This window comes from Bradyrhizobium sp. SZCCHNRI3052 (genome assembly GCF_032484895.1).
Lineage (GTDB): Bacteria > Pseudomonadota > Alphaproteobacteria > Rhizobiales > Xanthobacteraceae > Bradyrhizobium.
Genome location: NZ_JAUETW010000010.1, coordinates 95,577 through 117,057 on the forward strand (window position 1 = coordinate 95,577; position 21,481 = coordinate 117,057).

Sequence of the window (21,481 nt, forward strand, 5' to 3'; positions counted from 1 at the left end):
TCGGTTGTGCGCATGCACGGGCGGGATCAGTCCTACGAATGGCGGAATCGCAACATGCTTGATCATGGAGTGATTTCAGCCTGCAAAAATGGCTGAATTAACCTCTAGTAATATCAATTGCTTAACAGGCATTTCCAAACAAGGAATCCCCTCGGAAAGATCATTCTTGCGACTTCCGACGGCCCGTCAATACGGCCACCGCGTCGGCGGCGCGAACGCCCGCGCCTGCCGGAAGAACAAACACTGGATTGATTTCGGCCTCGACGATGCGCCCGTCGAGCGCGACGGCCATCGCGGCGAAATTGACGACCGCGCTGACCAGCGCATCGACGTCGAGTTTGAGGCGGCCTCGATATCCATCGAGCAAGGGCCAGCACCTGAGTTCTTGAACCATCTCCAGCGCGAGGTCGTGCGAAAACGAAGCCTCGGAGGTCAGCAGCCGGATGACCGTGTCGTTCATGAGCTCGGCCGTGACGCCTCCCATACCGAGCAGCAAGACCGGACCGAGTGGATCGCGGTGGCAGCCGAGGATCAGCTCCAATCCGCCGTCTTGGACCATCTCCTGCACAATGAACGCTTCCGGCGCGCGTCCCGCTTTGGCCGTGACGACCTCCCGCATCCGATCGAGAGCAGCCCCGACCGTGGCGGCATCGAGCCCGACGGCCACGCCCCCGACATCGCTCTTGTGGGTGATCGTCGATGAGAGAATCTTCAGGACGACAGAGCCACCAAACGCTTGCGCCGCCTCCCGGGCCTCGGACTCATTTGCGACGATCTTTTCGCGCACGACGGGAATGCCAAACCTTGCGAACAGCGCTTTGGCCCTATGCTCGTCGAGCGAACCAATCCAATCGTGGGGAATGTCGACGGCCGGGCGCGGCTGAGCTCCTTCAAGCCGACGGAGCGGGCGTCCAACGGTCCACAGCGCATTGAGAGCAACGGTGACCGCTTCGGGCGTGCTGAAGGTCGGAACGCCCTGGGCGGTCAATCGCGACGCGGCTTCCGGCGCATGCGGGCTCACATAGGCCAGCAAAGGCTTCAGGCCCACCGACTTTGCTTCGCGGATGGCGTTGCTGATCAACTCGGGATTGCGCACGCTCGTAGCCCCGACGATCACCACCAGGGCGTCGTAGGCAGCGCTGTCCAGCAGCGTTTCGATGCAGCCCTTCAGGATCGCCGGCTGCAGTCCTGCGAGGGTGACGTCGATCGGATTGGTCCTCAATGACAATGGACCATCGGGCATGAGGGCGGCGAGCTGCGCCGCGGTCCTCGTGTCCGGATCAGGCGCTTCGAATCCGTTCAGGCCTAAGCTGTCGACGATGAGGGTCCCTGCCCCGCCGGTCGACGTCAGGATCGCGACACGGCGTCCCCTCAATGCCGGCTGCGTCGCCAACGCAGCGGGGATGTCGACAAGGTCGCCGAAGGTCTGCGCTCGGATGATGCCGAGATCACGGAAGAACGCATCATAGGTCCGGTCCGTGCCGGCCATCGCGCCGGTGTGCGAGGCGGCGGCGCGTGCGCCGGCTGCCGACCGGCCGATCTTCAAGGCAACGATCGTCTTGCCCGCCTCTCGCGCCCGGCGCGCCGCGCGACGGAACTTCGCGGGATGCCGGATCGCCTCGATGTAGAGAGCGATCACCCTTGTGTCCGGGTCATGGGCAAGATGCTCCACAAAGTCGGAAATTTCGAGATCCGCCTCGTTGCCGGTCGCAATCAGCTTGGAAAGCCCGACGCCATTCGCGGTCAACCGCGAGAGCAATGCGCCGAGAATTCCGCCGCTCTGGGAGACTACGCTGACGGAGCCCTTCAGCAGCGTGCCGGCCGACAGCGCACCGCTTGCCGACAGTGGCACGGCGTTCGAGACGTTCACGAGGCCAATCGTGTTCGGTCCGAGAATGCGCATGTCGCCTGCCGCATCACGAAGCTGCTGCTGGCGCTCAAGTCCGTCTTCTCCGCTCTCGCCAAATCCGCCTGCCAGGACGATCGCGTACTTCGTCCCCTTGGCGGCCAGTTCGCGCACCGCCTGCACCGCGTGAGCCGACCCCAGCAGCACCATCGCGACATCAGGCGAGACCGGCAGAGCCTCGATGTTTTTGTAACACCGAAGACCGTCGATTTCGGCCACGCGCGGATTGACCGGGAAAATCTCACCCTCGTACGTCTGCTGCCGCAAGAACCGGACCGGCAGACCGGCCGTCTTGGTGGCGTCCGCGGAGGCGCCGACGATGGCAATGCTGCGGGGATTGAACAAAGCATCCAGGGACATCGGCTGCGCTCGTCAGTTGCTCGACTTGGCGAGGAATGCGAGGACCGACTCGCGATGCTCGGTGCTGGTATAGCAGATACCCTGCGCCTGGCTTCCGCTCGCAAAGATGTTGTTGGCCTCAGTCTCGAACGACCGATTGAGAATGGCTTTTCCGAGAGCGATCGCAGTGCTCGACCCGGCGGAGAGTTCGCGTGCCCAAGCTTGCGCATCCTGAAGCAACGTCTCGGGCGAACTCATGCGATCGACGAGGCCGAGTTGAACGGCCTCGTCGGCACCGACCTGCCGACCGGTGAAGATCAGTTCCTTCGCCTTCGGAAGCCCGACGCGTCGCGGCAGGAAGTACATGCCTCCGCCGTCCGGGATGAGACCTCGCAGGATGTATGACCACGCGAACTTCGCAAACGGGCTCGCGATGATGAAGTCGCACGCCAGCGCGGTGTCCGCTCCGAGCCCCGCCGCCGCCCCGTTCACGGCAGCGATGGTCGGCTTGGGCATGGTATGGAGCAACATCTGGGCTTGGTGCACCCGCTGCTGACGCGCCCAGCCATTGAACCCAACCTCCCCGGCCGGCGCCTCCATCCGTCGCTTCATGCCGGCGACATCGCCGCCGGCACAGAACCCCTTGCCGGCCCCGGTGAGCACGAGCGCGCGAACCGATTTGTCTGCAGCGATCTCCTCGAGCACCTCGATCAGCAACGAGCGCATCTCGTCGCTCATGGCATTGCGCTTGTCGGGGCGGTTCAGCGTCACGGTCGCAATGCCGCTGCTGACAGTCTTCAGAACGATATCCGAGCCCATAGTGCCTATTCCGGTTTGATCTTGTTTTCGGTCACGACCTTGCGCCAGCGAACGGTGTCCGCCTTGACGTAGGCGTCGAGTTCTTCGGGAGTCCCGACCCGCATCAGGAGGCCTTCATCCTGCGCCCGCTTGAGAAAGTCCGGATCCTGCGCGGCGAACTTGACGGCCTCGAGCAGCTTGTCGACGACGGGCTTCGGCGTCTTCGCGGGCACGTACAGGCCGTACCAGCTGTCGAACACATAGCCGGGCACGGTCTCCTCGACGCTGGGAACGCCCGGCACTTGGGTCTGCCCCTTGGCGCCCGTCACGGCAATCGGCCGCAGGCTCTTGCTCGCGATGAAGCCGGACACTGCGGCGCTGCTCGCGAACATCATATCGACCTGACCGCCGAGCACATCGGTCAGTGCTGGGCCCGCGCCCTTGTAGGGGATGTGGGTCAGCTCGATATGAGCAAGATTGTTCAAAAGCTCGCCCGCCAGATGCGCCGACGTCCCAATGCCCTGCGAGGCATAGGTGTACTTCCCAGGACTTGCCTTGGCTGCCTTGATAACGTCTTCGACGGTCTTGAACGGGCTCTCCGGCTTGACGACCAGAATGTTCTGGTAGGTGCCGATGAGCGTGACCGGGGCGAACGCCTTCTCCGTGTCGTAGGGCAACTTGGCGTGAAGGCTCGGATTGACTGAATGGGCGAGCGTCGCGATCAGGAACGTGTAGCCATCCGGCTGGCTTCGAGCGACGGCATCCGAGCCGATGATGGTGCCCGCGCCGGCCTTGTTCTCCACCACGATCGATTGCCCGAGCTTCGCAGCCATCGGCTTCGCCAGCGTTCGCGCGATCAGATCCGTCCCGCCGCCGGGCGAGAAGGGAACCACGAGCTTGATCGGTCGATCGGGATACTCGGCCCGGGCCGCCCCCGGGATTGCGCCGACGATGGCCAAGCCCAGGCTCGCCAGCATTATGACTTGTCGTCCTACGCGATGATCTGCCATTGCAGGTTTCCTCCGTCGCATCCGGCGTAGGCCGCCGAACCTTGTTGCAGAGGAGACTACGATGCGACGGCGCGTCCGGGACGACCCCAATTCCACCTATTGGAATTGAGCTGCGCGGGACGCGAGCTCAGCTCAGCTCGGATGTCGCTGCATGCTCGAGCCGATTGAGGCAGCGGCGTTTCAGATCGAGCAGCCATGGCGCCAGCCTGTGCGAGGCCTCTTCGAGTGGCTCGACGCTCCCGATGCTCATGTTCATCAGATGCGGCTCACCAGCGCCGTAAGGCAGTGTCGTCGCAACGGCCACCACTCCGGGCTGCCAGCCGACCGCGCAATAGCCGAGCTTGTCCAGTTCGGTGAAGGATCGCTCGATCTCGCGAATGAGCCGCTTGTACGTTTTTGGACGCCGCTTTGCGATCGCGGCATACTCCCGTTCGCGGGCGGAGGGCTCTAGCGCCCATAGATAGGCGCGGCCCAGCGAGGTGAGCTCGACAGGAATACGCTGGCCCGATACCACCGTTCGATGGGTCAATCGTGGGTGATAGCGAAACGACTCCAGGTAAACCATCATATCCTGGTCCGCCGCGGCCAGCCCGACATTGACGCGACGCCGCGATGCTTCGGTCCGCATCAAGGGCGCAACCACCGACAGCATCGGCGAGCTGAGGCGCATGGCGTGCGCCAGACTGAGGACCGCCGGCGCCAGCCTGTAGACCCGGCGGCCCGCATCCCTCTGTAGCAGCCCTCCGCTCACCAGCGTCTGCGTCAGCCGGCTGACGGTCGCCTTGGCAAGCCCCGTGCGTTCCGCGATCTCGGCGTTGCCGAGATCGGCAACCCCCGGCTTGAACGCCCGCAATATCGCGATGCCTCGCTCCAGCGAGCGATTCAGGCTGTCGTAGCTGTGGTCCGCCGCCATTTTCTCGCGTTCCAGCAGATGGAATTCGGGTGCATCTCGACCCTAGCACGGCAGCTATCCTGGATGCGAGTGGAGGAAGCCCATCAAGTCTGTTCCGGCTCGGCTCTGACTAAATCGAAGCCGACCAGACGACTATGCGCGTGACTAAGTCCGTCACAGGCTGGGCTGCCTCCTCATGGGACAATGTGCCGATCTCAAGTGCACGCCCCCCGGAGGAAACATGACAATCAACCGAGATCTGGCAAAAGGGCTGAGCCTGCTCGCTATAGCCCTGTTCTTCGGCCTGCAGGCCCGCGGCTATTCCTTGGGTACGCTGGGCCGTGCGGGACCTGGCATGTTTCCGCTCGTCGTTTCTGCCCTGCTCTTCCTCGTGGGCCTCGCGATCGTCGTGCGCGCCCGCATCATCAATGGCGACGCACTCGCATTCAAGGCGAGGAACATCGCACTGGTGGCCGCCGGCCTGCTCAGCTTCGTGCTGCTCTCCGAACACGTGAACATGCTGGTCGGCCTCGTCGTGATGGTGCTCATCACCTCCTACGCAGCCTCCGACTTCAAGCTGTCGCGCGCTCTGGCGCTGAGCGCCGTGCTCGCGTCCGTCGCGCTGGCGATGAAGCTCGGCCTCGGACTGCAGCTCCCGCTCTATTGAGGCGTCACCATGGATATCCTGTCGAACCTCTCGTTCGGCTTCAGTCACGCCCTGACGCTCAACAACCTGCTGTTCTGCGCCGCGGGCTGCACCATTGGCACGCTGGTGGGCCTGCTCCCGGGGCTGGGGCCGCTGGCGACGATCAGTCTTCTGCTGCCTCTCACCTACTCATTGCCGACAGACGGCGCGCTGATTGTGCTGGCCGGGATCTATTACGGCGCCCAGTACGGCGACAATGTCAGCGCCATTACGATGAGGATGCCGCACGCGTCCAGCATCATCGCCTGCATCGACGGCTATGAGATGACGCTCAAGGGCAAGACCGGCCTCGCGCTGTTCACGGCGGGCATTTCGAGCTTTATCGGCGGCACGATCGCGACGATCGTTCTGGCATCGCTCGCGCCGCCCTTGAGCCAGGTCGCCCTGATGTTCGGCCCGACCGAATACTGCGCGCTCGTGCTGCTCGGCTTCCTCTGCGTTAGCCTCGTGACGACCGGGAGCGTGCTCGACGGCCTGTCGATGTGCCTCGTTGGCGTCCTCCTCGGCCTCGTCGGCACCGACGTCAATACCGGAACGCTCCGATTCACGATGGGCCTCCCGTCGCTGTACGACGGGATCGCGCTTGTCAGCCTGTCGCTCGGCTGCTTCGGCATTGCCGAGATCACCAAGAACCTGGACAAGGACCGGCAGACGTCGCCGTTTCGCGGTGAGATCAAGCTGATACCCAACTGGACCGAGTTCAAGCGCATCATTCCAAGCGCGCTCCGCGGCAGCGCCGCCGGATCGCTCCTCGGACTTCTGCCGGGCGGCGGTCCCGTCATCGCTCAATTCGCGGCCTACGCCATCGACAAGAAATTCAGCAAGTACCGCGACGAGATTAGTCAGGGCGCGATCGAGGGCGTTGCAGGCCAGGCGGCGGCAGACGAAGCAGCCGCGCGAACAAGCTTCATTCCGCTGATGAGCATCGGTATTCCGGAGAATGCCGTGATGGCGCTGATGATGGCGGCCTTCATCATCAACGGCATCAAGCCAGGGCCCACGATGATTGCGGACCATCCGGATCTGTTCTGGGGGCTGGTCGCGAGCATGTGGATCGGAAATCTTTTCCTAGTCGTCCTGAACGTTCCGCTGGTCAGATACTGGCTGACGGTCTTCAAGATTCCCTACAGCGCGCTGTTCCCTTCCATCCTGTTCTTCTGCTGCGTCGGCACCTACAGCGTGAACAACAGCCTGGACGACATCTACACCACGGCCTTCTTCGGCGTGCTTGGCTACATCTTCTTCCGGCTCAGCCTGGATCCTGCGCCGTTGATGCTTGGCTTCATCCTTGGACCGATCCTGGAAGAAAATTTCCGGCGCGCGATGCTGCTCAGCCACGGCAGCTTCATGACGTTCGTCGAGCATCCGATCAGCGGGGCCATTCTCGGGATCGTCGCCATGATCTTCGCTTGGCAGATCGTGTCGGGGCTGCTGGCGCGGCGCCGGCCGGACAAGGGTTCAAGCCACGAGCCGGAACGGATAGCGCCGCCGGCGGTGTCGCCCACGGAGACGTATCAGGCTCGAGGATAGCGCGGGTCCAGAGATCATGCGGTCAGGACCCGGATCGGCTTGCCGTCGAGCCAGGCGGCGATGTCCTCTACGGCTTGGCTGAAATAGGTCTTGTAGCTGTCGCGCGCGGCATAGCCGAGATGCGGCGTCAGCAAAGTGTTGGGCGCCGACAGGATCGGCGCATCCCGCGGCAACGGCTCGACGTCGAACACATCAAGCGCTGCGCCGGCAATCCGCCCGTCCCTCAGCGCGGCAATCAGGGCGACCTCGTCGACAAGGCCGGCCCGCGAAGTATTGATCAGACAAGCCGACGGCTTCATCTGCCCCAATTCCGCAGCGCCCACGATGTTGCGAGTCCGCTCGCTCAACACGACATGCAGACTGATGAAGTCCGAGCGCCAAAATAGCTCGTCCTTTTCGACAAAGTCGGCGCCCGCCATTGCCGCATCCTGCGGGGTCAAGTTCTGGCTCCAGGCGATGACGTCCATGCCAAATGCCCTGCCGTAACCGGCCATCTGAGCGCCGAGCCGGCCGAGCCCGAGGATGCCGAGCGTTAAGCCCCTCACGGCAACGCCCATGCGCGTCTGCCAGCGTCCCTCGCGCAGCGCGCGGTCCTCCACCACAATATTTCGCGACAGCGCCAAAAGCATCCCGAAGGCCAGCTCGGCGGTCGAGCTGCTCCCGGTATCGGTGCCGCAGACCGGGATCCCGCGCGCCGCGCACGCGGCCACGTCGATGCCCAGATTGCGCATCCCCGCGGTGACCACGAGCTTAAGGTTTGGCAGACCGCCGATCAGCGACGCCGGCAATTTCGTGCGCTCGCGGATGAGCATGATCACGTCGAACGGCAGCAATCGCGCCAGGAGCGCGTCCCCCGTGACGTTGTCATTGAAAAACGTCGTCGTGGCACGGGGTTCGAGTGAGCTCCAGTCGGCGAGCGACCGCGCGACGTTCTGAAAATCGTCGAGCACAGCAACGCGAACGGGTGTGACTGCTGGCATGAAATCGGCTCCGTCCCTCCGCCCAGATCATGTCGATCAGGCGACGTTTTCGTTGGAGAGGATACCTAGTCCGAGCATTAAGGGGCCAGCATCAAGCGAATTCCAGCAGCTGGAACCGTTTGCGAGGGGCCTAAAATGGATAGCCTCAATGCACGAACGGACGGACCGCGCACCGATCTTGCCTCAATCGACAGCTGAAAAGGCTGACCCACGACGGTTCGTCAAGAAGTCTCAACGAGCATCGTAGATATGGGAATTGGCTTGGCATGACGTTGACGTATGCCAGAATTCACCGGTTCTGAACTTCAACAGGCTAGAGCACGATTCAGAACGAAGCAGCCGAAGTCGTCAACCGTCTTAATTCAGGCTCGGCTCCAGAGGCAGCCCGTGGTGGCGCGGCAATCGTCCTGAACTGTAAGTGAGTGCCAACGCGTGAAGCAGTCTGTCATCGCACTAAGCGAACTCCAGGATGATCGCCGTCGATGAATTGTACGCCCGCGGCCTCAAGAGCGCGCCTGACAGCCGCCAGATTGTTGATTGACGGAATACGGCGGCCTTTTTCGAAATCACGAATTGTACTCTCGCCTAAATTGGAGTGTGAAGGCCCGTCACTTGGCCTACGTTCTGTCGGAGTACTGGGAAGCCCCAATCGATCAAATAGGTTGGGAAGGACGAGCGGTGCGTCTGCTCATTGAAGCCATATGCAACGTCGCAAGCACGCCCTTAAGCATCCGAGAGCCATAAGTCAGAAAACAGCGCTGCGTTTGAACGACACCCAGGCTGGCACTCCCTAGGGAAGCGGGCAACCCCAACAAAATCAACGGACTAGAACATCGTTTGGGGAAAGATTGCTCCGTGTTTTACAAGGTCATTCTAGAGAGTCACCCAAACAGAGCCGCGGGTCCTCAAGCCTTCTAGGGCAACAGGCACACAGTTGAATCCTTGAGCCGTTCGCTGGCGCACCGTTGATTGCGACGAAGAGCTGTCTGGGTTCAAGTGCAGCGTCGGCATCAAACAAAGACAGCGGAACCTTTGAGCTTTGACGACCTAAGCCGCCCAAGCGTTAGGCACTGCGAAACCGTTATAGCTCGAATATCCTCTTCGCGGTCCGGTGCAGGCATGCCCCCGGTCCTTCGGGACCGATGATGTAGTTATCGCAGATCACCGCAAAGATCGCTTCGGTCTCATATCCCGGATGCACGGCGAGGTTCATTCCTGAAGCGACCGCCATCGTCTCGTCGCGCCGGATCAGCGGGCGTTCCACCATGTCGTAGCCCTGACTGTGCGCATAGAGCCTCACCTCCGGCGGCAGGCCGCGTGAGGTCATGTACGCATCGTGAGCCGCCGCAATAGACTGCGCCGACATTCCCGGCTTGAGCAGCGACAGCGTATGCTCCTGTGCCGCCTTCACGGCCGCAAAGCCGTCACGCAATTGCGCACTCGCCTTGCCCAGCGCCAAGGTGCGCGCAATCTCGCAAAAGAAGCCGCCGGGACCATTGACCTCGATCAGCAGCGACAGATGATCGCCCTCGGCCAGGGTGCGGCCCTGGAAGTGCCGGCCCATGAAGGGCGAGCGGATGCCGATCTTGGCTGACGCGCCCAGGAAGATGCCCTGCTCGCTGCCGAGCTGCTGGGCCTTCATCTGCGCGGCCGAGGTGACATCGATGTCGCGCAGGCCAGGACGGGTCACGCGGCAGACATGCGCGAACACCTCATCCTGCAGCGCCGCAGTACGCCGGATCAGGCCCTGCTCCTCCTCGCTCTTGATCGCCTTCAGCGCGTCGAGATCCGCGGTGACGTCGATGATCTCAATATTAGCAAGTCCCCCGCGCAGAGTATCGCTGAACCCCGCGAGAAATCCGCCGGCATTGGCGAGCCCGACCCGCCGCACATTCCGCGCCAGCAGATCCCTCACGGCCAGATCAGCATCATAGCGCACTGTGTAGTCGATCGACGGAAACGATGGCGTCGTCAGAATGGTGCCGACACCGCGATGAACAGAGTCTTCGCCCTTGAGCGATCGCCGGCCATCGAAGACGCCCATTTCGATCACGGTCATCAGGTCGTCAGCATAGAACAAGACCGTCCGAGGATAGCCGTTATTGGCGGGAATGTCGGTGAGCCATTTGACATTTCCACCGAGCCAATCATTGGTCGCCTGGACGATGACGACGTCGATGTCGTGCTGCTTCATCGCTGTCCGCATCGCTGCCCAGCGCCGGGAGAGCTCCGCGTCGCTGATGCGGACCGGGACTCGTTCGTGCATGCTCATGCGGCAGCTCCAGCTTGACCCAGTATGATCCGGTTGCGCATCCGCGCATGATCCCCGGTCACGAATGCCCTTACGTTCTCGACGACAAGCGGAAGAAGCTGCTCGTCATAGCAGTCGCTCATGCCGCCGAGATGCGGCGTGATCAGCACATTGTCCAACTGCCAGAGGGCGCTGCTGGCAGGTAGCGGTTCAGCGTTGAAGACATCGAGCCCTGCCCCGGCGAATGTCCGCCGCTGCAACCTTTCGATCAGCGCGGCCTCGTCCACGACCGGCCCGCGCGCCAGATTGATCAGGAAGCCGTGGGATGGCAGCGCGTCGAGCACCGCTCCGTCGATCAGGTGCCGCGTCTCCGGCGTAGAGGCTGCAAGTACGATCAGGAAATCCGCCTCGCGCGCTGTGCGCACCAGCTCGCCGCGGGGGCGGATCGCGTCAAATCCAACCGCCTCATTGCGCGCGTCGCTGATGCCGATCACGCGCATGCCGAACGCCTGACAGCGCAGCGCGAGCTCCTCGCTGATCGTCCCGATACCGACCAATACAGCGGTCTTTCCGAGCAGAAGCCGCTGTGGCCAGCGCTCCCATGTCGCGCGATGCTGATTGCCGACCATCCGTGGCAATCCCCGTCCCAGCGCCAGCATGTGCATGAACGCCATTTCCGACATCTGCGGCCCGTGGATGCCACGCGCGGAGGTGACGAGGATGTCGCGAGGCAAGCCAAGCGCCAGCAAGGGATCGACCCCGGTGGTGAAGGCCTGAATCCATCGCAGCTGCGGAGTCGCCGCGACGAGACCGGGCGTAATCGACTGCGCGAGGCCCATGAGTACCTGTGCCGAGGCTGCGTGCGCCAGCACCTCCGACGCGGACTCACCGGCATGGATGATGACCTCCGGACAGGCCTCGGCGAGACCGGCCGCCAGACGCGGCACGTCGTGCGTGATAACGACGATCTCAAGAGGACGATCAGCCATACAGGATCCTCGGCAGCCAGAGTGCGAGTTCAGGAAAGATCAGGAGCAGAGCGAGCAGCACGAAGGGCGCGATCAGGAACGGCAGGATGCCGCGATAGATGGCGCCGAGGCTGATGTCAGGCACCTGCGCCTGGATGACGAACAGGTTCATGCCAACCGGCGGATGGATCAGGCCGAGCTCGACCACGATCACCACGATGATCGAGAACCATACCGGATCGTAGCCATACTGCGTGACCAACGGCAGGAACACCGGGACCGTGATCAGGACCATGCCGATGCCTTCGAGGAAGCAGCCGATCACGACATAGGCGACGATGATGATGCCCATCACCGCAAGGCCAGGCAGGTGCAGCGACTGCGCGGCCGTGGCAAGCAGCTGCGGCAATTGCGTCTGGACGACGAAATTTGCGAAATAGGTCGCACCGATGATGATGGCGAAAAGCAAGGCCGAGGTCGAAACCGCGCCCTCGACCGCCTGAAACAGCTGGGCCGCCGACAGCCTGCGGCCGATCACTCCGAGCACGATCGCGCCGAATGCACCAAGCGCTGCGGCTTCGGTCGGACTGAAAATGCCGCCATAGATGCCGCCGATGGTCAGCGTGAACAGCAGCACGAATTGCCAGGGCTGACGCAGCGCGTCGAGACGCTCGCGCCAACTGACGGGCTTGCCAAGCGGAGCCAGCTTCGGGTTCAGCTTCGCCGCAAGCAGCGCCAGCGCGACATAGGACACGGTGAGGATGATCGCCGGAAACAGCGCGGCTGCGAACAGCTTTGGCACCGACTGCTCGGCGATGGCGCCGTAGATCACCAGGATGATCGATGGCGGGACCAGAATGCCGATCGATCCTCCCGCCGCAATCGCGCCCGCGGCAAGACCATCATCATAGTCCGCCTTGCGCATCTCCGGCAGCGCAATACGCGACATGGTGGCCGCGGTCGCGATTGATGAACCGCAGACCGCGCCGAAACAGGCGGACGCCCCGATCGCCGCGACCGCGAGGCCACCGCGCACGCCCGACAACAGCAGGCGCGCGGCGTTGAACAGATCGGCCGACAGCCGCGTGCTCGAAGCAACGTCCCCCATCAGGATGAACAGCGGAATCACCGACAACGGGTAGGAATTCGCGACGTCGAACGGCGTCGTGCCCAGAGTGGTGAAAGCCGCGGCCCAGCCATTTATGATGGTGTTGCCGGTCAGGCCGACGATGATCAACGCCGCCCAGACCGGAATGCGAAAGAACAGCAGCGCAAACAGCGCGAGAACGCCGATCGCACCGATCCACTGGACGCTCATGCCCCCTCCCCGCCTTCGGCATGAGATATCCTGCGCGAGGTCGGCACTGGTCTCACTAAGGGTCCGAGCGCACACAGCAGCGTGCCGATCAGGCCGACGATCGCAAAAATCCAGAGCACCCAGAGCTGCAGGCCCAGCTCCAGCTTGCGATCGCCGTAATCATAGGCCTGCAGGGCGGGCGCGATCATCGCCGCGGTGACGAGGATGAGGAGCGCAACCGAGATAATGTCTGAGAGGCGCACCAGCACGCGCTCGACCCGCGAGCTCACCAAGGAATCGATGATGTCGATCACGATGTTCTTGCGGGCAAAGAAACTTGCCGACATGCCGTGAAAGACAAAGACGACGAGGCAGGCCTCGACGATGTCATAGGCCCCGCGGATCGGGCGGTTGAAGAGGAAACGCAAGGTCACGTCGACGCATGTGCTGAGCATCATGATGACCAGTGCGATCATCGCAAGCCGGAGCTGAGTTGTCTTCAGACGTGCGGTGAAGGTTTCGAGAGGCGCGGCGGCCATGCTGATATCCTGTCGCAGGACACTGCCGAGCTTCCGGCAGGTGTCAGGTGGCTTCCGCTTCAGGCCGTGTAGGCGTCGAGAAACGCCTTGCCCGGTTTGCCTGCCCCTTCGAGCTCGCCAAGGGCCTTGTCGCGCAGCGGCGCAAGAATCTCCTTCACGCGGGACAGCTCAGCATCGGCGAGCTGCGAAATCTGCACGCCCTTGCCGGTCATGTAGGCACGGCCCGCCTTCTCGCTGGCGTCGAACGCGGCGCCGAAACGTTCGGCCATTGCAGGCCCCGTGGTCTTGTCGATCAGCTGTTGCAGATCGGCCGGCAGCGACTTGAACTTATTTGGATTCATGGCCACCGCGAAGGTCGCCGTGCTGACGCCCGGCTCCAGCGAATATTTGATCACGGTGCCCAGATCGAAGCTCTGGCACGCTTCATATGGAAATGTGGCGGCATCGATGATGCCCTTGGAGAGGCTGTCTGCCGTCTCCGCCGGCGGCACCGCGAGCGGCGTTGCACCGAGCAGCGGAATGATCTGCGCGAACTGTTCGCCTGCATAGCGCACCCGCAAGCCCTTGAAATCTTCAAGCTTGGCGACAGGACGCTTGCTGGTGTGGACCATGAGCGGATTGGTCACCGCCATCCATAACACCTTCATGCCCGGATGTTCTGGATAGAGATAGGTCGGCGCCAATTCCGTGAGCCTGCGTGACGTCACGGCGCTATTGTTGCCCGCCTTCGGCGCCGAATAGGGCAGCGCCACCAGATCCGCCATTGGGAAACGGCCGGGGGTAGCGCCATGGAGACCGACCGCGATGTCCACGACGCCGTTGCGCACCAGATCGAATTGGCGGTTGACCGGCCCCAGCTGCGACGCCGGGAAGATATTGAGCGCGAGCTGCCCTTGCGACTTCTCGGCAAGGCTCTCACCCCATTTTGTCAGCTCGCGGTGGAAGGTGTGGTTGGGCGGCAGATAATGCGAGACCTTCAGCCCGATGGGCTCTGCCCTTGCGGACCGTGAGCCGACCATCCCAATCGCAGCCCCCGAGATGGCTCCAAGCAGAGCCGAACGACGTGTGATCATGGCGTTTCCCTCCTGGCCTCCTGCGCCCGGAGCTTGTTCGCCCCAGTGCTGCAGCGCGGGTGTCTCGATCGGACACCTTCTGTCGCTGTATTGTTATTCGGTTCAGCTGTATCGTATCACGGTTGCGTCTGCAAGGGCCAGCTCCGACCGCTCAGCGCGACAGAATGCCTTCCACCCTCCGCCGGAAGCCGAGCAGCTTTTCGGCAAAGGCGTCGCGGTTTTCGAGAAAGCGCTGGGTCGGCACCGGAATCGATACGGCGACGGGTCGGCCAAAATGATCGATGACGGCCGTGCCGATCGCGCTGATGCCGGCACCGTGCTCTTCGAGATCATAAGCGAGATGGGTGCGGCGGATGTCGTTGAGTTCATCGATCAGGCGCCTGCGGTTCGCCAGCGGAAAGTCGGGATGTTCGGCAAGGCTCTTCTCGATCAGTTCCTCGCTTTCTTCAGGCGAAAAGCAGGACAGCACCGCCTTGCCGTTGGCAGTGCAATGCAGCGGGAAGCGTTCGCCGACGGCCGACAACGCCGTTAGTCGACGCCGCCCCGGCACCTGGTCGACAAACACCACCGAGCCGCCCGCCAGAACTGACAGGTCGACGGTTTCGCCGACCTCCTCGCCCAAGGCGAGAAGGTGCGGACGGATCATCTCGCTGGAATTCGCACCAATGGAAGCCGCGATCCGCAACAGACCCATGCCGATCCTGACCTGTCCAGGCCCGCTCGACGTGACGAAGTCCTCGGCCATCAGCGCCGCCACGATTCGTTGCACGGTCGAACGGGCGAGCCCCACCGACTTCGCGATCTGGCCAAGGCTCAAGCCGTTCGGATGGCTCTCAAGCGTGCGCAGAATGCTGCCAGCTCGCGCCAGCACTTGAATGCCATTGCCACCACGGTCGTCAGACGGTGGCGGCGCGGAGGCTCTCGTTTTCAACGCCCGCGCTGCGGCTTTCGACATCAGTCTCCTGTCCTCCATTGATCGATCATGAGATCGGAATCTCTTCGCTAACACTTTAGCGCAGCGGCCGATGCCCGACGACGTCGGGTATGCGGATCACACCGATGCACCTGACCGACGGACGTAGCCGCCTCGCGTGAACTGTTGTCCATTCCGAATTTCGATTGACGCTTTCCATTATATGGTACATGTGTATCGCAACGTGGGGCAAGCGGGATCACTTGCCTCCAGGAAAAACGGTTTCAGAAGGGAAGGATGCGCATGTCCATCAAGATTCGGGGCATCGATTTTCAGAGCAATACTGACAACGCCATGGGCCTGAGGTTCACCAACCTCTCCCATCGCTGGGGCTTCCAGTGCCCGAACTGGCCCTATTTCGAAGACGTCAAGATCGAGCGCATCCACTACATGGCAAAGTCTGGTGTGCTGTCGCAGCGCATCACGACCTCGATGCATTCAACGACACATATCGATGCGCCGGCCCATGTGGTGCAGGGCACGCCTTTCATCGACGAAGTGCCGCTGCCGCATTTCTTCGGCTCGGGCCTCGTCGTCTCGCTGCCGAAGAAGAAATGGGAATCCATCACCGCAGATGATCTGGAAAGGGCCTGTGGCCATGCTATCCGACCCCACGACGTTCTGATCATCAACACCGGCTGGCACAAGGTCTATGAGGACGGCGACTATTTCGCCTATTGCCCGGGGCTGGTCCCGTCAGCGGCAGATTGGATGGTCGACAAGCAGGTGAAGGTAGTCGGTCACGATACCCAGGCCAATGATCACCCGCTCGCCACCGCGATCGGCCAGCATCGCAATGGCCCGCTGCTGCCGCATCTGAGGGAGGAATATCGTGCCTGGTCGGGCGGTCGCGACTGGACCGAGGACTTCCCGGAATGGGAGCCGGTGCACAACAAGCTGTTCAAGCATGGCATCCTTGGCATCGAGAATGTCGGCGGCGATCTCGACGAGGTCACCGGCAAGCGCTGCACATTCGCGTTCTTCCCCTGGAATTGGGATCGTGGCGACGGCTGCATCATCCGCTTGGTTGCCATCACCGATCCGAACCAAGCTTACCGCATCGAGAAGGGCGAGGCGTTCTGATGCGTGTGAAACGCTTCCATGAAGCCAAGCCCTATGACGCGCCCAACCACCGCGGCGTGGTTGGCTTGCGGCTGCAGGGCTTTGAGCCGGGCGGCCCGACCAACCAATGGGTCGGCCTCTCGCAATTCCTGCCAGGCGGCGGCGCCGGTCCGGACTCGACGCCGTTCGAGAAGGTCTATGTCGTCCTTGCCGGCGAGATGACGGTCATGGTCGACGGGAAGGAGACCGTGCTCGGGCCTTACGACAGCTGCACCATCGCGCCGAACGAGATTCGCGAGATCGTCAATCGTCGCAATGATGTCTGCACGATGCTGGTCGTCATCCCCTATCCGCCGGGTGTCACACCATGAGCGAGAGGGCAAACTTCCTGAAAAATCCCCTGTCTCTGTTCGACATTAGCGGCAAAGTCGCGATCGTAACCGGCGCCTCAGGTGCGTTTGGCGCACTGGCTGTGCAGGTGCTGGCCGGTGCCGGCGCCAAGGTCGCAGCCGTCGCCGGCAATCTCGAGGCGCTGGAGAAAACGGCCGCGGACGCCAAGGCGCTCGGCGCCGAGATGCTGAGCATCCAGGCGCGCCCGAGCGATGAGAAGACCTGCGACGATATCGTTGCAAAGACCGTCGCGGCGTTCGACGGCGTCGATATCCTCGTCGTCGCCTCCGGCAAGAACGACGTGTCGAAGATCGTCGACATGGCGCCGGAGCGTTTTCTCGACGTAATGGACGCCAATGTGACGCAGTCCTGGCTGATGGCCAAGGCCGTCGGCAAGCAGATGCTGGCGCAAGGCCGTGGCGGCAAGATCGTGCTGATGTCGTCGGCGCGCGGCAAGCTCGGCCATCCTGCCGGCTATTCGGCCTATTGCGCCTCGAAATCGGCGATCGACGGCATCACCCGTGCGCTGGGCTGCGAATGGGGCGATACCGGAATCACCGTCAATGCGATCGCGCCGACGGTCTTCCGCTCGCCGCTGACGGCCTGGATGTTCGAGGACACCGAGCGGGCGCGCGAGGTCCGCAAGGGTTTCCTCGCCCGCGTCCCCAAGGGACGACTGGGCGAGCCGCAGGATCTCGCAGGCCCCCTGCTCTTCCTGGTCTCGAAGGCGTCGGATTTCTACACCGGCCACATCCTCGACGCCGACGGCGGCTATACGGCGGGATGATCCCGCCGCCTAGCTCCTAACATCTGGAGAAAGGAATGTTGCAGCGGATTGGCGTCATCGGTGGCGGCACGATGGGGCGCGGGATCGCGGCCTGCTTTGCGCTGCACGGTTTTTCGGTGAATCTGGTCGAACCTTCGGCCGCACAGCGCGCAACCATCAGGTCCGAGGTCGCAGACGGATTTCGACTTCTGGTGGATGAGAACTTCGTCGACGCGGACACGGCTGTGACCGCCTTCGATCGTATCGCTCTATTCGAAGCACTGGCGCCGGCGGTGCAAGACCGCGACTTTATCGTGGAGGCCGCGCCCGAGAAGATGGAGCTGAAGCAGGCGCTGTTGGCAGAGATCGACGGTCTGGCGCCAGCTGATGCCATCTTCGCCACCAACACGTCGAGCCTGCCGCTTGCTCCGATGGTCGCGGCCTTGCCGGAGGCGCGACAGGTCCGCACCCTGGTGACGCATTGGTACAATCCGCCGCTGCTGATGCCGCTCGTCGAGATCTCCGCGTTCGGCAACATGCCTTCCGATCTGCTCGAAGAGGTCGTAACCCTGCATCGGCAGATCGGCAAGCGCGTCGCCAAGGTGGCGAAGGACGTCCCTGGCCTGATCGCCAATCGCATTCAGCAGGCGATCGCACGCGAGGTATTCTCGTTGATCGAGCAGGGCGTCGCCGATGCCGTCGACATCGACACCGCGCTGAAATTCGGTCCGGCGTTTCGCTATGCCACGACCGGCCAGCTCGAAGTCTCCGATTTCGGCGGCCTCGATATCTGGCTGACGGTCGGCGACAATCTGCTCGCCGTCATGGATGCTTCAAAACAGGCAAGCGCCCTGCTCCGCCGCAAGGTGGCCGAAGGCAAGCTCGGCGTGAAGAGCGGCGAGGGTTTCTATCAATACGACCCGACATCGACCTCATCGGTGCGCCGCGCATTTCTCGGCCGGCTGATCACGCAACTGAAGGCATCACGCACCTATCCCTGACGATTGCAGGACGCGCAAAGACGCGGGCCGCCGTAAGAAGAGGAACGACAGCCATGGCCGATACCATCATCACCGTCGCACCAACCGGCGCCTGGCCCACCAAGGAGCACAATCCCGCGGTTCCGCTGACGCCGCGCGAAATCGCCGAGGACGTCTATGAATGCTGGCAGGCAGGCGCAGCAATCGCGCATCTGCATATGCGCGACGATGCCGGAAAGGGCACGATGGACAAAGGCCGATTTATCGAGACCGTCGGACGCATCCGCCAACGCTGCGACATTGTGCTGAACCTCACCACGTCCGGCGACCTGAATGCGACCGATGAGACCCGCATGGCGCATTTGATCGAACTGAAACCCGAGCTCGCTTCCTTCGATGCAGGCTCTATGAATTGGATGCATTCGACGCTGTTCATCAATCATCCGGCATTCCTTGAGAGGCTTGCTGGCGTTATGAACGAGAACGGCGTCAGGCCGGAGATCGAGGTATTCGATCCGGGCATGCTCTACAACGCCATCCACTACATGAAGAAAAACGTATTGCGCGGGCCCGGCTATTTTCAGTTCGTACTTGGCGCAGCCGGAGGCATAGCCGCTACGGTCGAAAACCTTGTGTTCCTCAAGAGCCTCTTGCCACCTCACGCGCAATGGTCGGCTTTCGGCATCGGCGCTGGACATCTGCCAATCTTGTTCGCGACCCTTTCGCTAGGAGGCCATATCAGGGTCGGCATGGAGGACAACGTCCTCTACGCCAAGGGCCGCCTTGCCAAGAACAATGCTGAGTTTGTTGCCCGTGCTGCACGTCTCGTTCGCGAGGCAAACGGGAGCGTTGCAACCGCACCCGGCGCGCGGGAGATTCTCAACCTTTCGGGGCGACCATCTCACGCCGCGTAGCAGCGGCATCTTGCGCTTGAGACGAAGACAATAATCAAGATCGACGATAACTACATCGGGAGGAAATGGTGGAATTCGAGGACTGCAATCAGCTGCTTGATCCCGGCTATCTTCCGTTCGAGTCGGGGTACAAGGACCTCGCCGGCGGCAAGAAGCTGGTCGCCGCCTTGACCCGCATGCCGGGCTGCCGCGCCAAGATGGTCCATTGGTGGTTCGGATGGCTCGGCGGCATCGAACAATACAAGCTCTGGCATCCGCGCGATCATGTCGCGAGCGCCTGGCTCAACCGCGTCGACGGGAATTACATCGGCGCCTCCCACGTGGTCAGCGAATATCTTGCTGGTCCCACAGGCCCCGTCTATGACCTGACCATCGACTTCCATCATCCGCACGAGATCTTCGACGCTACACGCTATGACGCCTCCGGCGCGGTCGCGGTGTGCGCGCGGATCGGCGATCAGGGCGCGCCCGTCCATGTCGGCCGGATGTGCCACTTCGTGCGCGACACCGATTATGGCTGCGAGATGCGCTCGCGGTTCTGGCTCGGCATTCTCGCCGACAAGAAGACACGCGAGCCGGTGCCTGAGCACATCGCGGTCGAAGGGCGCAAGCGTCAGCTCAATGACGATTTTACCCGCCGCCTGCATCAGCACGCCACCGAGGAGATGGGCTATCTCGCCGAGATCCTGCCGGTGCTGTACCGGCGCTATACCGGCGACAACGCGTTCTGACGCATCTGCGGAACGCTCCGACCCGACGGAGCGACCGTCAATAAAACGAGGCGAAACGGCCTCACCCATCATGGAGGAAAACATGGCAACTCGCACGTCGCAGGCGGCGTTATCAGCGCCGCTTCCCGTCCTGAAGCGACTTCTTCCCGTCGCGCTGCTCACGATCGCAGCAGCCTGGACATCAACATCGGCCAAAGCAGCAGACGAGATCGTCATCGGCGCGTCGATCCCGCTGAGCGGACCGCTCGCTGGTTTCGGCAGCTTCCAGAAATGGGGCTACAGCCGGGCGGTCGACGAGGTCAACAAGGCCGGCGGCATCACCATCGACGGCAGGAAGATGCCGGTCCGACTCGTGCTGCGTGACGACAAGACCGATCCCAATGTCACAGCGGCCAATACGGAGAGCCTGCTGTCGCGCGATCAGGCGCGAGCCCTGCTCGGCTCCTGCACGCCGGCATTGGTCAATGCCGGGGCGCTGGTCGCCGAACGCAAGAAGATCCCGCTGGTCACCGGCTGCAATCCGCTCGAAGCGTTCAAGTCGGTTCGCAAATGGAATTACGCCTGGGATCTGTTCTTCCACGAGCCCGAGCTCGCCGCGATTCCGTTCAAGGTGCTGGACGATCTCAAGCTCGAGACCAACAAGAAGGTCGCGATCTTCCACGACAACGGCCCGGACGGCCAAGTCGTCGGCGGCACGCTGTGGCCGCAGATGGCCAAGGCCGCCGGCTACGAGGTCGTGCAGAACGCATCATTCCCAGTCGACAACACCCAGTTCACCTCACTAGTTGCGGAGGCGAAAGCAAAGGGCGCCGAGGTCGTGCTGGTCGATGCCATCACGCCGCAGGCGGTCTCGATCCGCAAGCAGATTGCCTCGGCAGGCTATACGCCGAAGCTCCTCGTCATCGAAAAGGGCGCCGAGCCGGTGCAGTTCGCCGAAGCGCTCGGCAAGCTCGCCGACGGCGTGCTGGTTGGCGGCTACTGGGATCCAAGCTTCCCCTATCCCGATGCCAAGGATCTCGCGACCGCGTTCGAAAGCGAGACCAAGCTCACCTTCAGCCAGCACATCGCCGACAGTTATGCGGCGGCGCAGATCCTGCTCGACGCGATCGCGTCAGCCGGCTCGCTCGATCACGAAAAGATAAATGCCGCGGTAGCCAAGACCGACAAGACCTATGTGGTCGGGCCCATCAAGTTCGACGAGAGCCATACCGCCAAACTGCCGCTGGCGATGCTGCAATGGCAGGGCGGCAAGACGAGCATCGTCTGGCCGGCGGACCGCGCCACCGGCAAGATCCTGTTCCCGGTGCCCTGACCGCAGACCCAAGGCCGGCGCCGATCGCGCCGGTCTTCAATGATCTCATGCGGAGCGAACGCGA

The 21,481-nt window shown here is 62.6% G+C and carries 20 protein-coding genes; 9 read left to right on the forward strand and 11 right to left on the reverse strand.

Annotated features, from left to right (window positions below; all coding sequences use genetic code 11):
• Positions 1–160 precede the first annotated feature (160 nt).
• The 4 genes from QW887_RS24775 to QW887_RS24790 form a co-directional block, all read right to left on the reverse strand.
• Positions 161–2,266 (reverse strand): acetate--CoA ligase family protein, encoded by a 2,106-nt coding sequence (locus QW887_RS24775; RefSeq protein WP_316184370.1) that lies wholly within the window; start codon positions 2,264–2,266, stop codon positions 161–163.
• A gap of 12 nt (positions 2,267–2,278) precedes the next feature.
• On the reverse strand, positions 2,279–3,064 hold the full coding sequence (locus QW887_RS24780; RefSeq protein WP_316164947.1) for an enoyl-CoA hydratase/isomerase family protein: 786 nt from the start codon (positions 3,062–3,064) through the stop codon (positions 2,279–2,281).
• 5 nt (positions 3,065–3,069) lie between these two features.
• Positions 3,070–4,020 carry a tripartite tricarboxylate transporter substrate binding protein gene (locus QW887_RS24785; RefSeq protein ID WP_316164946.1) on the reverse strand — a complete coding sequence of 317 codons (951 nt, stop codon included), beginning with the start codon at positions 4,018–4,020 and terminating at the stop codon, positions 3,070–3,072.
• Between the two features lie 160 nt (positions 4,021–4,180).
• Entirely contained in the window at positions 4,181–4,966 is a 786-nt protein-coding gene (locus tag QW887_RS24790) for an IclR family transcriptional regulator (protein ID WP_316164945.1), read from the reverse strand.
• Between the two features lie 220 nt (positions 4,967–5,186).
• Here QW887_RS24790 and QW887_RS24795 point away from each other — a divergent pair, with 220 nt between their 5' ends.
• Together QW887_RS24795 and QW887_RS24800 are read left to right on the forward strand one after the other, a co-directional pair.
• A complete protein-coding gene (locus tag QW887_RS24795) occupies positions 5,187–5,612 on the forward strand; it encodes a tripartite tricarboxylate transporter TctB family protein (RefSeq protein ID WP_316170867.1) in 426 nt (141 codons plus the stop codon).
• Between the two features lie 9 nt (positions 5,613–5,621).
• Complete coding sequence (locus QW887_RS24800; protein ID WP_316195203.1) at positions 5,622–7,181, forward strand: tripartite tricarboxylate transporter permease; 1,560 nt, start codon at positions 5,622–5,624, stop codon at positions 7,179–7,181.
• Between the two features lie 14 nt (positions 7,182–7,195).
• Here QW887_RS24800 and QW887_RS24805 read toward each other — a convergent pair whose 3' ends face one another.
• From QW887_RS24805 to QW887_RS24835, 7 genes are all read right to left on the reverse strand, one after another.
• Positions 7,196–8,161: a D-2-hydroxyacid dehydrogenase family protein gene (locus QW887_RS24805; protein ID WP_316170869.1), complete on the reverse strand. Its 966-nt coding sequence runs from the start codon at positions 8,159–8,161 to the stop codon at positions 7,196–7,198.
• Positions 8,162–9,242: 1,081 nt separating this feature from the next.
• The gene (locus QW887_RS24810) at positions 9,243–10,433 is read right to left on the reverse strand and encodes a M24 family metallopeptidase (RefSeq protein ID WP_316170870.1); all 1,191 of its coding nucleotides are present in this window, start codon (positions 10,431–10,433) and stop codon (positions 9,243–9,245) included.
• On the reverse strand, positions 10,430–11,401 hold the full coding sequence (locus tag QW887_RS24815; RefSeq protein WP_316170871.1) for a D-2-hydroxyacid dehydrogenase: 972 nt from the start codon (positions 11,399–11,401) through the stop codon (positions 10,430–10,432). The genes QW887_RS24810 and QW887_RS24815 overlap by 4 nt, the downstream gene beginning before the upstream one ends.
• Positions 11,394–12,698, reverse strand: a complete 1,305-nt coding sequence (locus QW887_RS24820; RefSeq protein ID WP_316170872.1) for a TRAP transporter large permease — start codon at positions 12,696–12,698, stop codon at positions 11,394–11,396. The genes QW887_RS24815 and QW887_RS24820 overlap by 8 nt, the downstream gene beginning before the upstream one ends.
• Positions 12,695–13,216 (reverse strand): TRAP transporter small permease, encoded by a 522-nt coding sequence (locus QW887_RS24825; protein ID WP_316164932.1) that lies wholly within the window; start codon positions 13,214–13,216, stop codon positions 12,695–12,697. The genes QW887_RS24820 and QW887_RS24825 overlap by 4 nt, the downstream gene beginning before the upstream one ends.
• 59 nt (positions 13,217–13,275) lie before the next feature.
• Positions 13,276–14,289: a TRAP transporter substrate-binding protein gene (locus QW887_RS24830; protein ID WP_316170873.1), complete on the reverse strand. Its 1,014-nt coding sequence runs from the start codon at positions 14,287–14,289 to the stop codon at positions 13,276–13,278.
• Positions 14,290–14,440: 151 nt separating this feature from the next.
• Entirely contained in the window at positions 14,441–15,244 is an 804-nt protein-coding gene (locus tag QW887_RS24835; protein ID WP_316164930.1) for an IclR family transcriptional regulator, read from the reverse strand.
• Between the two features lie 261 nt (positions 15,245–15,505).
• On the opposite strand from QW887_RS24835, the gene QW887_RS24840 reads away from it, so the two are divergent.
• From QW887_RS24840 to QW887_RS24870, 7 genes are all read left to right on the forward strand, one after another.
• Complete coding sequence (locus tag QW887_RS24840; RefSeq protein ID WP_316170874.1) at positions 15,506–16,345, forward strand: cyclase family protein; 840 nt, start codon at positions 15,506–15,508, stop codon at positions 16,343–16,345.
• Complete coding sequence (locus tag QW887_RS24845) at positions 16,345–16,695, forward strand: cupin domain-containing protein (protein WP_315718701.1); 351 nt, start codon at positions 16,345–16,347, stop codon at positions 16,693–16,695. Before QW887_RS24840 ends, QW887_RS24845 begins: the two co-directional genes overlap by 1 nt.
• A complete protein-coding gene (locus tag QW887_RS24850) occupies positions 16,692–17,501 on the forward strand; it encodes an SDR family NAD(P)-dependent oxidoreductase (RefSeq protein ID WP_316164928.1) in 810 nt (269 codons plus the stop codon). The genes QW887_RS24845 and QW887_RS24850 overlap by 4 nt, the downstream gene beginning before the upstream one ends.
• Before the next feature lie 35 nt (positions 17,502–17,536).
• A complete protein-coding gene (locus QW887_RS24855) occupies positions 17,537–18,481 on the forward strand; it encodes a 3-hydroxyacyl-CoA dehydrogenase family protein (protein WP_316170875.1) in 945 nt (314 codons plus the stop codon).
• Between the two features lie 53 nt (positions 18,482–18,534).
• Positions 18,535–19,374 (forward strand): 3-keto-5-aminohexanoate cleavage protein, encoded by an 840-nt coding sequence (locus tag QW887_RS24860; protein ID WP_316170876.1) that lies wholly within the window; start codon positions 18,535–18,537, stop codon positions 19,372–19,374.
• A gap of 68 nt (positions 19,375–19,442) precedes the next feature.
• Positions 19,443–20,105: a DAPG hydrolase family protein gene (locus QW887_RS24865; RefSeq protein ID WP_316164924.1), complete on the forward strand. Its 663-nt coding sequence runs from the start codon at positions 19,443–19,445 to the stop codon at positions 20,103–20,105.
• Positions 20,106–20,187: 82 nt separating this feature from the next.
• The gene (locus QW887_RS24870; RefSeq protein ID WP_316195207.1) at positions 20,188–21,417 is read left to right on the forward strand and encodes an amino acid ABC transporter substrate-binding protein; all 1,230 of its coding nucleotides are present in this window, start codon (positions 20,188–20,190) and stop codon (positions 21,415–21,417) included.
• Positions 21,418–21,481 lie beyond the last annotated feature (64 nt).